Below are 13,365 nucleotides of genomic sequence, written 5' to 3'. Positions count from 1 at the left end.
TGTTAAACGAAACCACTTACCCAAAACCTTTTTTTAAGCCCTTCAATCTAATCAGTGCGGTGGTTGAATGACCCTCTACGACCGCTTCGGCCGGCCAGTAACGAACCTGCGCATCTCCCTCACCCAGGACTGCAACTTCCGGTGCTTCTTCTGTCACCGCGAGGGGCAGCACTTCAACGCGAGACTCGAGCTGACGCCCGCTGAAATAGAGAGGCTCGTCAGGATAGCCTCCAGGCTGGGAATAATGAAGGTAAAGCTCACGGGCGGGGAGCCAACCGTTAGGAGTGACATAATCGAGATAGTGAAGAGGATAAAGCCCTATGTGAAGGATCTAAGCATGACCACCAACGGGAGTCGCTTAAAGGAGCTCGCCAAGCCACTGGCCGAGGCCGGCCTCGACAGGGTGAACGTCTCACTTCACAGTCTAAGGCCGGACGTTTACAGAAAAATCACCGGCGTCGATATGCTCGATACCGTTTTGGAGGGCATTGAAGAGGCCGTCAAGTATCTCAGCCCGGTTAAGCTCAACATGACCGTGATGAGGGGCTTAAACGACGCCGAGATATGGGAAATGATCGACTTCGCGGCAAAGACCGGAGCAATTCTCCAGCTCATCGAGCTGGAAGCGCCGAGGGAGATGACCCATACGGGCTTCTTCAGGAAGTACTTCTATCCCCTCAAGCCAGTGGAGAGAGAGCTGGAAAAGAGGGCAGTTGAGGTAAGGGAGAGGAGAATGCACAGGCGGAAGAAATACTTCGTCCCCACGGACTATGGCATTGCGGAGGTTGAGGTGGTCAGGGCGATGCACAACACCGTCTTCTGCGCCAACTGCACGCGCCTGAGGGTTACCTCGGACGGCAAGTTCAAGACCTGCCTTCTGAGGAAGAACGACCTGGTGGACTTCGCCTCGGCACTGAGAAGCGGCGCGAGCGATGCCGAGCTCGTGGGCATCTTCCGAGAGGTTGTCCAGATGAGGGAGCCGTACTGGAAATAGTTTAATACCCCTCCGATCAATGGAGAATGGTGGGGGGCCATCGATGCGGTAACTTTCGTTGAGGGACTCCTGCTGGCAGGGGTGTCAGGGTACCTGCTCGTCAGGATATGGCTTCTTCACCTCCGAGACGAATCCCAAAAGGTAGAGTACTCTCTTGAGCTGTCGGTAGTCTTCACCCTCTTCACGCTGGCAGGCATTGCCCTGACACTCGGCGCGTTCCTTGGGAGCATCCCCCCAAGGGCCCCTGAAATCGTTGCACTGGCGGCCTTTGTTACCATATCCCTGCTCGCGATGAGGGAGCTTTTCAGGGGAACCCCCCGGATACTCCCGATGCCAGGAGTTGGGATAGGAAAGTCCAGTGTTTTCCTAGTGGAAAACGAGGACGAGGCGGAGATGGTGCTGAAAATACTCCACCTCAAGAAGGTGCCTTTGATGGTCATAAGCAGGAGACCCCGCGAGGAATGGATTTCGACCTTCGGATTCCAGCCCAACGTGTTCCTCTGGCTCAGCAACGTGCGACATCCCCTGGCGGTCAGTCCAAGCAGTCTCCACGTTCTAAGGGAAGAGGCAGTAAGGTTCATGAGGGAACACCCCGGAGGGGCGGTTTACGTGGAGGGTATCGAGTACCTTATGTTCTACTCCGACTTCAGAGCGATAGCTAAGTTCCTCTTCACCCTGCGGGACTACGCCCTTGCCGCAGGGGCATATATGATAGTTATGGCTTCACCAGAGCTCCTGGGTTCAAAGAGGTTTGCAGTGCTGGCGAGAGAATTTAAAAGGCCAGATTTCAGGGAGATCGAGGATATTCTCTCAGAGAAGGCGTTCTTCGGAACCGTACGGAGGGAGGACCTCGAGAGGCTCACAGGAAGTGAAAAATCGGGAGAAGATGATAATGCCGGCGGTAAAGGTAGCAAGGACTGAAGCAGAGTACGCGAAACGGAAGCTGAAAAAGCTGAACCTCTACGACGGGAAGAGGAGGCCAAGGAGGGAGGGTGACTTTGTCCTCCTACCGGTCATCGAGGACGAGAGGGCTCACTCGCTCGGCTACGAGGTTCTCCCGGTGGAGCTTCCCCTCAGGCCGGAGAGGCAGATTTACAGGAACCTTGAGAGTGTCTTAGCTGAAAGGCTGAGCGCGGAGGAGCTGAAACACCTAAGGCGCTACGATGTGATAGGCGACATAGCGATAATCCAGATTCCTCCCGAACTGGAGCACCGCGTTGATGACATCGTCTGGGGGCTGAGGAAGGTTCACCCGTTCCTGAAAGTCATTGCCAGGAAGGGTTTCCACGAGGGAGCGTTTAGGATAAGGGACTACTCGATAATCTGGGGCGAGAACAGGCTCGAAACAGTCCACAGGGAGAACGGCGTCGAGATTAAGGTTGACCTCTCCAGGGTTTTCTTCAACCCGAGGATGAAGGGCGAGCGCTACCGCCTGGCCCAGCTCGTCCGCGACGGCGAGAGGATTCTGATTCCCTTTGCAGGGGTTCTGCCCTATGCGCTCGTCATAGCGCGCTATAGAAAGGCCAAGATAACGGCGGTGGAGCTGAACAGAGAAGCCTACGAGCTCGGCCTTGAGAACATCGAGCGGAACAGGAAGAGGCTGAGGGGCGAGATAGAGTTCATACACGGCGATGCCTTCAAGGTTCTCCCCGAGTTACCAAAGTATGACCGCGTGGTAAGCCCGACGCCGAGGGGCGTTGATGCCCTCGCCCTAACGCTGGACAAAGCCAAGAGGTGGCTCCACTACTACGACTTCGTGCATGAGAGTGAGCTCGACGCCTTCCGAAGAAGAATCCTTGAGGAGTGCGCAAAGCTCGGAAGGGACTGCTCGGTGAGGGTGAAGAAGGTGAGCGACTTCAAGCCGTACGTTTTCAAGGTGTGCGCCGATATCGAATTAAAAGAAGGATAAAGAGCAGTTCCTTCACTTCTTCCCGAGGAAGTCAAACAGCGTCGCCTGCTTGCCCTTCTTCTTTTCGGGCTTCTTCCTGCCGAGGGGCTCGATTTCTTTCTCGGCCTCTTCCAGTTCTTCCTCCGTGAGTTCCCCTTCAGCCGTCTCGGGTTTGGCAACTTCCCCGGTCTCTTGCTCCTCAGCAGTGGGGGACTCTTTGGCCTCTTCCTTCGCCCTCGCGAGGCCCTCGCGGACGCTCTCCTCCAGCCTGCCCCGCTCCTTGAGCTTCTTCTCGATGTTCATCGCCTTGCCCCAAATCGTCCTGGCCTTCTCTGAATCCCCCGCCAGGAACTCGACCTCTTTCTCGCTCAGGTCGAGGAAGACGGTGAAGTGCGCCGCCAAATCGGGGTTGTTCTCGAAGATTACCCTGAGGTAGTGGAGCGTCTCCAGGGCTTCTGGCCTCGCCATGTGCATCTCGCTCATGACCTTCTTGACTATCGAATCCCTCAGCGAGCGCTCCGCCTTGCTCTCGGTGAGGAGCTTTATCGTCTTCGGCGGGTAAATCCTCACGAAGCCCTTCTTCTTAACCCCCGCGACGGCAACTCCAGCGGTCATCATGTCGGTGGCGTACTTCCATAGCGAGTAGTTCCCTGTCCTCTGTGCCCTGCCGAGGTATATGTCGGCCCTGCTGAGGGCCTCGTAGGCGCGAGCAATGTCCTCCGGCCTGTAGTAGACGTAGGGGACGTTCTCGTCTATCCACTGGAGGAGCTCGTGGGGGAACATATCCACGCCGAGAGTGGCCATCTTGGCCTTCTTCGCGTTGTCCGTGGCGAATATCTGCGCCAGCGCCTGGAAGACGCTCTTCTCCACGTCGCGGTAGGCTAAAACTTCCTTCGCGTCCTCAGTTCCGCCGGTAACCACCGTCTGGAGGTCGTTTATGGCCGCCCTCAAATCGCCGCTGGCGCGCTTGGCTATCTCGTATAGAATTTCCTTCGGGACGGTCTTGCCCTCGCGCTTGAGAATCCGGATCAAAGCTTTGATGATGTCCCTCTGCGTTAGGCGCTTGTACTCGACTATCTGCGCCTTGTTCCTTATCTCCCTCGGCACCTCCCAGTAGTGGTTGGCGCTCATTATTATCGGGTTCCTGGCCCTGTCGATGAGCTTCGCTATCTCCCTCGCCCCGCTCGGCTCGATGTTGTCAGCTTCATCGAGGAATATCAGTTTCCTCCTCTTCCCGAGGATGTCGAGCGTGTAAGCTGCCTGGACGTAGCGCTCTATCTTCTCAAAGGTTCTCTCGTCGCTCGCGTTCAGCTCGATGACCTCGAAGCCGTACTCATTTGCTAAAGCGTAAACCGTCGTCGTCTTGCCCACTCCCGGTGGACCTGCCAAGATCAGCGCCTTCTTCTTCGGCGGGTTGCCGTGGAGCCAGGCCTCCACCCAGGCCCTCACCTGCTCTATGGCCTTCTCCTGGTTCACTATCTCGCTGAGCTTCCTCGGCCGGTACTTCTCAACCCAGGGCACTTCCTGCATGGCCATCACTTGCCCATAATCGTGAACTGCGCGAGTAAAGCCTCAAGCTGTATCATCTCGTTCGCCCCTTCAACGAGGCGGAAGTTGTACTCGCCTATCTTGTCGGCCAGGGCGACCTTCCTGTCCTCCGGAATCGGCAGGTTGAACACTTCCTTGTGCATCTGAATCAGCACGTCCTCGCCGCTGAGGCCCTGTTTGAGGAGTATCTCCCTGAGCTTCTCCCTCGCCTTCAGGAAGTTGCCCTCCAGAGCGAGCTGCATCATCTCGCGGACGTCCTCTGGTCTCGCCCTGCTTGCCACGAGGAAGACGTTCTCATCGGTTATCTTCCTGTCGAGGGCCGCTGCCGCCTGCAGGACGTTTATCGCCCTCCTGAGGTCCCCCTCTGCGACGTACAGTATGGCCTGCAGGCCGTCCTCGGTAAGCTCCAGTCCCTCGTTCTCGGCTATGTACCTTATGCGCTTCGCTATGTCCTCGTCGCTCAGCGGCCTGAAGCGGAAGATGGCGCATCTCGACTGTATGGGTTCGATGATCTTTGAGGAGTAGTTGCAGTTGTGGCTGATGAGGCCGTTTGAGATGAAGCTGTGGTCCCTCGCGCAGGTGACGTCGTAGACGTCGAGGTACCCAAGGTTTTCCTTCCGGATTACCTTCTCGACCACGTAGCCGTCGAGGGTTCTCTCCCGGAGGAATTCCTCGAACGTCATGAAGTCCCTCGTCAGGCCAATCTCTTTACCCTTGAGCCTGCTGACCACGAAGTCCCTCTTGACGCCCAGAAGCCTGGCGGCGCTGGTCGGGTTGGACGACGTTGCCAGCTCAACGGCCTTCTCTGCCAGCTCCGGGAGGACGATCTCCTTGTAGGCGAGCTTGATCCTGAGGTACTCCCCAACGAGCCTCGCGTGGCTGTCCTTGGCGTAGGCGTAGCCGACCCTGCTGAGGAAGCGGAGGTAGTTGGCGTCGTTGGGAGTAACCACGAGGCGGACTATGAACCTGTCGCCCACGGGCGAGACCGTGACTCTGGACTCGACGTCGAATTCCCTCAACAGCTCGGAGAGGTCGTTGAAGAACTCCGTCGTGAGCTCAAGGCTCTCGCGGGTCGCGCGCATCTCAAGCTTTATCCCGTTGAAGTTGTAGCGCCTTCCGCTCGGCCTTGTCCCGTCGGCGCCGAAGAGGCCGCGCAGGAACTCCCTCTTGACGAATAGGTTGCCCTTCTTTATCCACTCCGGCACGCGGTAGCCCCTGCGCGTTTTGTTGCCGGCCTCGACACCCCAGTAGCGCATGAGGGCATGGAAGGCCGAGCTGTCCACGTAAAGCATGTGGATTCTGCCCTTAACAGGCCTCCCGTTGATTTCCGAGCCGGATTCGCGCTCGATTATCTCAGAGGGCGAAAGGCCGAGCTTCCGGAGGTCTTCGGCGAGCATCTCAAGCTCTTCCCTGCCCGAGTTGAACCACACCCTTACTCCCTTGGCCAGGTGGCCGTCCCCGAGCAGGAATCCAAGAACCCTCGCGAGGATTCCGGCCCTCTCGTCGTCGTAGCGGACGAGCCACTTCTCCCTGACCTCGCGGAGTATGTCGTAGGCCATTCCGCTGACCTCGCCGGCCAGGAGCTTCCTGACGGTGGTGTAGCTTATCCTTATCCCGAACTCCTCCTCAAGGGCCCTCTTCACGTCCATCGGGTTCCTCAGGGGCCTTCCTTCACGAACCTTCCTGACGAGCTGGGCCTTCCCCGAAATCCTCCTCTCGACGTAGCCCTTCTCCTCCAGGGACTTCAGGAGCTGGTTGATCCTCACGCGGGAGAGGCCGGTCTTCCGCTGGAGCTCCTCCCTCGAAATCCACTCCCCGGGTATCAGCTCAAGTACCTCCGCCTCCCTCGCCGTGAGGCCGTTCTCCATCTCCGCCTTGAGCTCCAGTGCCCTCGCGAGGATTTTCTCCTTCTCCCGAGTCAGCAGCTCCCGGAAGGTTCTGGCCTCGCCGATGGGCTTGAGCCCGTGCTCCCTCTCGATCTTCTCCAGGAAGGCGTAAAAGTCCCCCAGGTCAATTATCGGCCTCGGGTCCTCCTCGTAGGGGGTTCCCTCAAGCGTTGGCCTGACGAGAACCTCCGAGCCCTCCTTGAGGTCGTACGTCTGAACCCAGCCTTCAGGGGTGAGGAACATGTGGTCGCCGGTTGCCTCTATCGTCCTTCCGCTCTCAAGGGTCAGCCTGAAGACCGGGTGGCCCACAATCCTGGAGTTGAAGGCAACCGCGGCAATAACCGTGTCCCTCCCGGCGCGGTTGCTGACCTCCCTCAGGAGCCCCCTCTCGAAGTGTCCCAGGAAGTCCCTTATCCTGACCTCCCTCTCGTCGGGGGTGTATATCCTCGTATCGCCGGTAACGCAGCTCAAGATAAAGCGGACGTTGTTGGAGAACATCTCCATCGTTCTCCTCAGGGCCTGCTGGGCATCCTGGGTCAAAGCGTCTGCCTCGTCGAGGAAGATTATCTTGAAGCTCGCCCCCGCGACCGGCTTCGTCCTTGCAAATTCTTTCACCTTCTCTCGGATAACGTTTATCCCGCGTTCATCGCTTGCGTTCAGTTCCAAAAAGTTGTGCCTCCAGTTCTCGCCGAAGAGCTCGCGAGCGAGGGCCAGAGCGGCGGTCGTGTTGTGGAGAACCGTCGGGAGGTTCCCACCGATGAAGTTGTGGTAGCCGGGAACGTGCAGGTCGTAGATCACAAAATCTCCCCTGAGCCTCTCGATCTCAACTATCTCGTCCCACACGAGCTCGTTCTGGGCGAGGAAGATCAGGTAGGCCACTCCCCTCTTGAGCTTCTCATCATTCAGTATGCCCCTGAGGAGTTCTAGCTCCGCCTTCCTGATCTCTTCAAGGGTCTCTATCTTCTCCGTGTTGCCCTCGAGGATTATCCTGACGCTTGAGTTCCACGTCCCAACGAGCCTTCCAATCTCCGCATAGCTGGAGTACTTCCTGGCAAAGAGGCGCATTGCCTCTACCGTCTCCTCAAGGTCAATGCCGAGTGCCTTTGCTATTTTCAGGTAGTTCCTCAGGCTCGGCTTCCTCTTGCCCCTCACGTACTCGAGGATTCTATCAGCCCTTATCCCGGTCTTCTCCGCTATCTCCTTTCTCCTCTCCTCGACCTGGTTCCAGTCTATCAGAATGCTCCTCGACAGGGCTTTCTCCAGATTCTCAAGCTCATCGAGGCGGTAGTAGATTTCCTTCATGAGCTCCCAGGATATTTTCCTGGCTTTCTCAGGGCTCCAGCGGGCTTTGTCATCTGAGAACCTCAGCTTGAGCCTGTCCCTGACGTAGGAAATCAGCTCCCTGTCAGCGTAGAGGGAACCGACGTTAGGGTTGGGGTTCCTTATGAGCGCCTCCGCTTTCCTTCTCTTCTCTTCAATCGAGAATCCAACCTCAGCCAGGAAGCGCGACACGTTGTTCGAGCCGGATATGACGACGTAGTAGTAGGGACGTTTCTTCACGCGCCTTTCCTTGACCTTGGCCGTGATTCCCAGCCCGGCGAGGGCGTAAGAAATCTGCTCCACCATCTCCCTGCTGGCGGTGGAGAGGACTATACCCCCCCTCTCAACGCCGGCGTCGCAGTCGAAGTAGGCCCTCAGGAAGGAGCGTAGGCCCCTCCACCCCCGGGGGGGTATGTAAACTCTGTCGGCCTTTCTGCCAGCGAGGTCGAGGCCTTTGACGAGCTCCTTGGCCATCTTCGAGTTCACGTAGACGTCGGGCGCGCGGTTTCTGTGGAGTCTCTCCCTGATTTTTGCATCTGGAAAGAGCCTCTCCGTAAGCTCCATGAAGCGCTTTCTAAGCTTTGCGTCCGTGTTCGTGAAGGTTATGACGTTGCTCTGCGCGTCGGCGTGACCGTCGCCTATGAAGTATCCGAGCCACTCGGCGAGCGGGTCCTCCTCGAGAACCGCGGGGAGGAAGCGCGGGACGGCGAGCCTGTCGCCAGGTTCCAGCTCCTCCGCTTTCACCCACTCGATTCTGCCGTTCTTTCTGTTAACGAGGAGGGGGTGGTAGGGCGTTACCTTGAGCTCCCTCCCGAGCCCCGTCCTTATCCTGACAAGCTCGTTCGTCTTATCCTTGTAAACGTACTCCACGGGAAGTTCCCTAAGCCTGCCGTCCTCGTCAATGCCAAGAACCTTAAGGCCCTTAACCGGGGTTGGCCCGAACCTGCCGTTGCCGATCCTCTCAACGAGCTCCCCGATCGTCGTCAGCTCGCCGTTGGCGATGACCTTCGCGTCCCCCGTGAGGCACTTCCCGACACCGGGCGGGCCCGCGAAGAGAAGGTGCGGCATGGAACCGGTTTTAGCGTAGTGTTTGAGCCTCTTGACTATGTGCTCCTGACCGACGATGTCGTCGAGCCTCTGGGGCCGGTACTTCTCAACCCAGGGTTTCTCGAGGATCTTAACCTCCTGAATCTCCGCCGACATGGATTTCCACCTAAACCTTTATGAGAGCCAAGAGTTTAAGGGCTTTGCCATGGACCCGCTTGAGCACGCCTCGATTCCGGGCTTGGTTTATCTGGCACTCGCTCCGGAGCCAAAAGTCGGGGCGCTGGTTGCCCTAACCATCGGTGCTGTCTTTCCCGACCTGGACGCCCTGGCCGAAGAACACCGCTCCTACTTCCATTCCCTCTTGGCGCTTCTGCCCGCCCTGCTGGCCGGTTACCTCCTCAAAGGCCTCCCCCTGCTCTTCGCCCTCGGCTGGGCGAGCCACCTCTTCCTCGACTTCTTCACCGGCGTTATCCCACCATTCTACCCGCTCTCCAGAAGGGGGTGGGGGTTGTCGATTACCGTTATCGGGCCGAGAAATTTTAGGGTAAAGGCAAAGTTAATCGAAAAGTATCCAGATAAGAGGCACGACTACAGGCTGGAAATCGGCGGAAGTTTTGCGCTGGCCCTTTTAGCACTTCTCGTGGCAATAATCAGACTGCACTAACGGGTTCACTGCAAAACTTTTATACTCCGGTGTCCAACTACAACCGGTGGTTCTCATGGGGAAGCTTGACTGGATTAAGGAGGAGCTTCAGGAGCTCAAGGACAAGGGGCTCTACGTGACCATAAGGAAGCTTGAAAGCGCCCAGGGCCCCTGGGTTGTCGTTGATGGGAAGAAGGTTCTCAACATGTGCTCCAACAACTACCTCGGCTTAGCGGCCCACCCGGAGATCCGCTACGCCGCGATAAGGGCAATCCTCGACTACGGCGTCGGTGCCGGTGCCGTCAGAACCATAGCCGGCACCATGGAGCTCCACGTTGAACTGGAGGAGAAGCTGGCCAAGTTCAAGAAGAGGGAAGCTGCCATACTCCTCCAGAGCGGTTACAACGCGAACCTGGGAGCTATAAGTGCACTCCTCAGGAAGGGCGAGGACGGGGTTTTCATCAGCGAGGAGCTCAACCACGCGAGCATCATAGACGGAATGCGCCTCAGCGGCGCGCCGAAGGTGATCTACAAGCACATCGACATGGAGGACCTCGAGAAGCGCCTCAAGGAGAACAAGGACAAGAAGAAGAAAATCATCGTCAGCGACGGTGTCTTCTCGATGGACGGTGACCTCGCCCCGCTCCCCGAGATGGCCGAGCTGGCGGAGCAGTACGACGCGATAATCTACATCGACGACGCGCACGGTGAGGGCGTCCTCGGAGAGCACGGGAGAGGTATAGTGGACCACTTCAAGCTCCACGACAGGGTTGACTTCGAGATGGGAACGCTCAGCAAGGCCTTCGGTGTTATAGGCGGCTACGTCGCCGGCCCGGAGGAGGCCATAGACTACCTCCGCCAGAGGGCCAGACCGTTCCTCTTCTCCAGCGCGCCCAACCCGCCCGATGTAGCGGCTGCAATAGCGGCCGTCGAGATACTCCAGAGGAGCGACGAGCTCGTTAAAAAGCTCTGGGACAACACCCACTTCCTCCAGAACGGGCTCCGCGAGTTAGGCTACGACCTCGGCAACACCAAGCACCCGATTACGCCGGTCATGCTCTACGACGAGAAGCTCGCCCAGGAGTTCAGCAGGAGGCTCTACGAGGAGTACAACATCTTCGCGCAGGCGATAGTTTACCCGACCGTCCCGCTCGGAACCGCGAGGATAAGGCTCGAGCCATCGGCCGGCCACAGCAAGGAGGACCTCCAGTACGTCATCGACGCCTTCGAAGACCTCGGGAAGAAGACCGGGTTCTTGAAGTGAACCCCACCCCATCATTTTCTTTTAGAACTTCACCCACTCGATCTTGTAGTACACCACGTCGTTGTCCTCATCAACGACCGCCATCACCATGTTCTTCCTGACGCCGTGGGCGACACGGACGCGGGCGGTAATGTCGTTTGGACTGAAGCGAAGGTTCTCCGGGACAACCCATATCAGCCACTGGGAGTGCTCGTCCATTCCCCGCCTGTAAACGCGGAAATGGGAGCCGAACTTGAGGGCGGACTTCACCGTGTAGCCCCTGTCGCGCAGGTCGGTGTAAACGAGGAGCTTTATGTCGAACTGGTCGTCGCGCTTCCTGCCGAGCTCAACCAGCTCGCGGAAGGAGAGTTCCCTGTCACCGTCGAAGACCCTTATCTTTCCTTTCTCCATCAGGTAGGCGGCCTCTATGAGCGAGAGAAAGAGCTTTCCGTTCACGACCTCCCCGAAATAGCGCTTGTTGTAGAACTGGTTTATCGCCTTCTCGCGCTCGCTGAAGACCCTGTCGCCACTGAGCTGAAAGACTATGGGTTCCTTCAATTCCTCCCACCCCACTCCTCCGCGGGCATTAGCATGTAGTAAGCATCTTCGCCGTCGGCATAGTAGCCGATTATCCTCTTTATCTTCCTGAAGCCGAGGCGCTCGTAGAGCCTTATGGCCTTTTCGTTGCTCACGCGAACCTCCAGGCCGATGTAGCGCGCGCCCTTGCTTATTAGCCTTTCGATGACCTCGGTGAGAAGGGCGGAGCCTATGCCGTTACCCCGGTAAGCTGGATCAACGGCTATGCTCATTATGTGCCCCTCCAAATCTGGCCGGAGGTAACCCATAACGTAGCCTATCACCTTTCCGTTGTACTCGGCCACCAGGAAAGTGTCCGGGTTGTTCTCGAGGAAAACCAGGAACACGCCACGGGGGTACTCCTCCCGGAAAGACTCACGCTCTATCCTCACCACGTCGGGAATGTCAAAGAGCTTTGCTGGCCTTATAGCCACCATCGCCAGGGGGATCCTCCCCCCAAACTGCCTGAAGGAGACGCTCATGTTATAACCTACGCCCCGGAGCTTTTAATGTTTAGCCTTAAAAAAGATAAAGAAAATTAAAGAGAGCTCATTCTTCAGAATACTCTGTAGCCTCAATGCATATCCCAGTATTAGGATCGCATATCGGAATCCAATATGATTCTGGCACGTATATGTCCGCATACATAGAACCAAGGTAGTATCCCTGGCCGTTATAGTCAAATCTCACCGAACTGCGATAGAAAGTAGCTTGGAATGTCTTGTCTTTGTCAGTAGGCAAGACTGTTATACCAACAAGGGCATATTCCTGACGGTCTTCAGTTAGCCCAATTCCAACTGAAAGCAGCAGAGGATAGAGAACAACATCCGCTGGCAGTGAAAGAGCAGGTAAAACTGCCGCCGAAGCGCTAAGTAGCGGAATAGTTGAGACATCGTGTGCAACAACAATGTTGTTCACATCAAGGTAGTTTGTATTTACAGTACCTCCAGGTTCCCAGTATTTCTGTGTATAGTACATGATTCTTGATAATGTGCCACCATATGGAGAAGGATATCCATACTCCTTCAAGGAAACAGCCTGGAGTTGATTATAATTTACGACTGGCTGGGCCATGAGAATATATGCAGTTTGATCGAGTTCTACATCTACCGCACCAACCAAGTGTAAACGATATTTCGTTATGGCAGCATCACCTTTAATACCGATCCCAACTATGGTGGGATTACTAATTTCATCATTATGTATCCATTCTGAATACGAAAGCCAAATATTGTCCCCCCCTAGTGTGTAAACCGTTCCTACAACACTGCCCTCGTAACTTGAACCGGTTCCCGTTTTGTCAACCGCAGCGACGGCAGAGAAGGTTATTTCAATGCCATAGCTTGTGGAAGATTCAAACTGCTCTCTGAGAACAATGTCGTCTATATCATTAACGTCCCCATGGACATACGCCACTGCCAAAGGAATCTCAGTGTCTCTTTCAATATCAATAACCTCCTCAAGCTCCCATACATAGCAATATGGGTAATACGGATCAGAATAACACTCCTCTAAAAACCAATCCGGAGGAAAGCTCTCCACACTAACATCTTGACTTGTTGCATCGAAGCTAACGTTTAGTTCAAGTTTTTGGAGTTGTTCCCTAGAGAGCAACTTTTGGAATCTCCTGTTTACTTGGATTTCTACTGTGTTACCTTCACGGAATTTTCCGATATCCAGTGGAACCCCACCGATGAAGTAGTAGAGCCCATCGTCTTCATAGCTCGTGCCAAGAAGAATTATTCCCGGTCTTACCCAAGAAGGATTCGTGCCAGAAGCCCTCAACTGCAGTTCCCAGTTTTCTGCATACTCCTTAAGTCTATTATAGTCAAGTTTAATTTCATTTCTTCCGGAATAAACTCCTAAACTCAATGGAGTCCCATCTGGAAGCATTGCAATAACCGTCACTGTTTTAAGACCCTTGTCCTGCAGTATTACCCTAACCACCGGCTCTTTTAGCGGAGGACTCTTGTAGTAAACAACTTTGACTCCGGCATAGTCGCTCGCCTCAACCGGCGTACTGAAAACTGTCCACAGGAAGGGCCCTATTATCACGAGGCCGAGAATTAACGCAACAGCTTTTCTGCATTCCATTGTCATCATCGAGGAGAGCAAACAACTTGTAGTATAAAAACTTTTCGATTTGATAATTATAAACTGGCCCATCAAAGCTTTTAAGGCCCGGGGAGAATCCCAAACCGGGGTGGCCACCCCGGCGTG

At 55.9% G+C, this 13,365-nt stretch carries 10 protein-coding genes; 5 read left to right on the top strand and 5 right to left on the bottom strand.

Annotated elements, in window-relative coordinates:
- Nucleotides 1-67 precede the first annotated feature (67 nt).
- From moaA to taw22, 3 genes are all read left to right on the top strand, one after another.
- On the top strand, nt 68-994 hold the full coding sequence (gene moaA, locus CL1_RS06820; protein ID WP_014789149.1) for a GTP 3',8-cyclase MoaA: 927 nt from the start codon (nt 68-70) through the stop codon (nt 992-994).
- 81 nt (nt 995-1,075) lie between these two features.
- Complete coding sequence (locus CL1_RS06815) at nt 1,076-1,915, top strand: DUF835 domain-containing protein (protein ID WP_014789148.1); 840 nt, start codon at nt 1,076-1,078, stop codon at nt 1,913-1,915.
- Nucleotides 1,887-2,903: a tRNA (guanine(37)-N1)/4-demethylwyosine(37)-methyltransferase Taw22 gene (gene taw22, locus CL1_RS06810; protein ID WP_014789147.1), complete on the top strand. Its 1,017-nt coding sequence runs from the start codon at nt 1,887-1,889 to the stop codon at nt 2,901-2,903. The genes CL1_RS06815 and taw22 overlap by 29 nt, the downstream gene beginning before the upstream one ends.
- A gap of 12 nt (nt 2,904-2,915) precedes the next feature.
- Here the strand turns inward: taw22 and CL1_RS06805 are convergent, their stop codons facing one another.
- Nucleotides 2,916-4,412, bottom strand: coding sequence for a replication factor C large subunit (locus CL1_RS06805; RefSeq protein ID WP_014789146.1), 1,497 nt, complete (start codon nt 4,410-4,412; stop codon nt 2,916-2,918).
- Nucleotides 4,413-4,417: 5 nt separating this feature from the next.
- Nucleotides 4,418-8,839 carry an LAGLIDADG family homing endonuclease gene (locus tag CL1_RS06800; protein ID WP_014789145.1) on the bottom strand — a complete coding sequence of 1,474 codons (4,422 nt, stop codon included), beginning with the start codon at nt 8,837-8,839 and terminating at the stop codon, nt 4,418-4,420.
- A 49-nt stretch (nt 8,840-8,888) separates the two neighbouring features.
- On the opposite strand from CL1_RS06800, the gene CL1_RS06795 reads away from it, so the two are divergent.
- Together CL1_RS06795 and CL1_RS06790 are read left to right on the top strand one after the other, a co-directional pair.
- The gene (locus CL1_RS06795) at nt 8,889-9,347 is read left to right on the top strand and encodes a metal-dependent hydrolase (RefSeq protein ID WP_148267293.1); all 459 of its coding nucleotides are present in this window, start codon (nt 8,889-8,891) and stop codon (nt 9,345-9,347) included.
- Between the two features lie 55 nt (nt 9,348-9,402).
- The gene (locus CL1_RS06790) at nt 9,403-10,590 is read left to right on the top strand and encodes a glycine C-acetyltransferase (protein WP_014789143.1); all 1,188 of its coding nucleotides are present in this window, start codon (nt 9,403-9,405) and stop codon (nt 10,588-10,590) included.
- 21 nt (nt 10,591-10,611) lie between these two features.
- On the opposite strand, the gene endA is transcribed toward CL1_RS06790, so the two are convergent.
- The 3 genes from endA to CL1_RS06775 form a co-directional block, all read right to left on the bottom strand.
- Entirely contained in the window at nt 10,612-11,127 is a 516-nt protein-coding gene (gene endA, locus CL1_RS06785) for a tRNA-intron lyase (protein ID WP_014789142.1), read from the bottom strand.
- Complete coding sequence (rimI, locus tag CL1_RS06780) at nt 11,124-11,627, bottom strand: ribosomal protein S18-alanine N-acetyltransferase (RefSeq protein ID WP_014789141.1); 504 nt, start codon at nt 11,625-11,627, stop codon at nt 11,124-11,126. Before rimI ends, endA begins: the two co-directional genes overlap by 4 nt.
- Before the next feature lie 67 nt (nt 11,628-11,694).
- Entirely contained in the window at nt 11,695-13,248 is a 1,554-nt protein-coding gene (locus CL1_RS06775) for a Rossmann-fold NAD(P)-binding domain-containing protein (RefSeq protein ID WP_237266228.1), read from the bottom strand.
- Nucleotides 13,249-13,365 lie beyond the last annotated feature (117 nt).

Origin of the sequence: Thermococcus cleftensis (assembly GCF_000265525.1) — an archaeon.
Lineage (GTDB): Archaea > Methanobacteriota_B > Thermococci > Thermococcales > Thermococcaceae > Thermococcus > Thermococcus cleftensis.
Note: the sequence above shows the minus strand (reverse complement) of the source record. Positions and strands in the feature narration are given on the sequence as shown.

What these genes read in the sequence shown, in the direction of transcription:
- moaA (WP_014789149.1), top strand. Translation starts at nt 68, where the DNA reads ATGACCCTCTACGACCGCTTCGGCCGGCCAGTAACGAACCTGCGCATC.
- taw22 (WP_014789147.1), top strand. Translation starts at nt 1,887, where the DNA reads ATGCCGGCGGTAAAGGTAGCAAGGACTGAAGCAGAGTACGCGAAACGG.
- CL1_RS06805 (WP_014789146.1), bottom strand. Translation starts at nt 4,412, where the DNA reads ATGCAGGAAGTGCCCTGGGTTGAGAAGTACCGGCCGAGGAAGCTCAGC.
- CL1_RS06800 (WP_014789145.1), bottom strand. Translation starts at nt 8,839, where the DNA reads ATGTCGGCGGAGATTCAGGAGGTTAAGATCCTCGAGAAACCCTGGGTT.
- CL1_RS06795 (WP_148267293.1), top strand. Translation starts at nt 8,889, where the DNA reads ATGGACCCGCTTGAGCACGCCTCGATTCCGGGCTTGGTTTATCTGGCA.
- CL1_RS06790 (WP_014789143.1), top strand. Translation starts at nt 9,403, where the DNA reads ATGGGGAAGCTTGACTGGATTAAGGAGGAGCTTCAGGAGCTCAAGGAC.
- rimI (WP_014789141.1), bottom strand. Translation starts at nt 11,627, where the DNA reads ATGAGCGTCTCCTTCAGGCAGTTTGGGGGGAGGATCCCCCTGGCGATG.
- CL1_RS06775 (WP_237266228.1), bottom strand. Translation starts at nt 13,248, where the DNA reads ATGATGACAATGGAATGCAGAAAAGCTGTTGCGTTAATTCTCGGCCTC.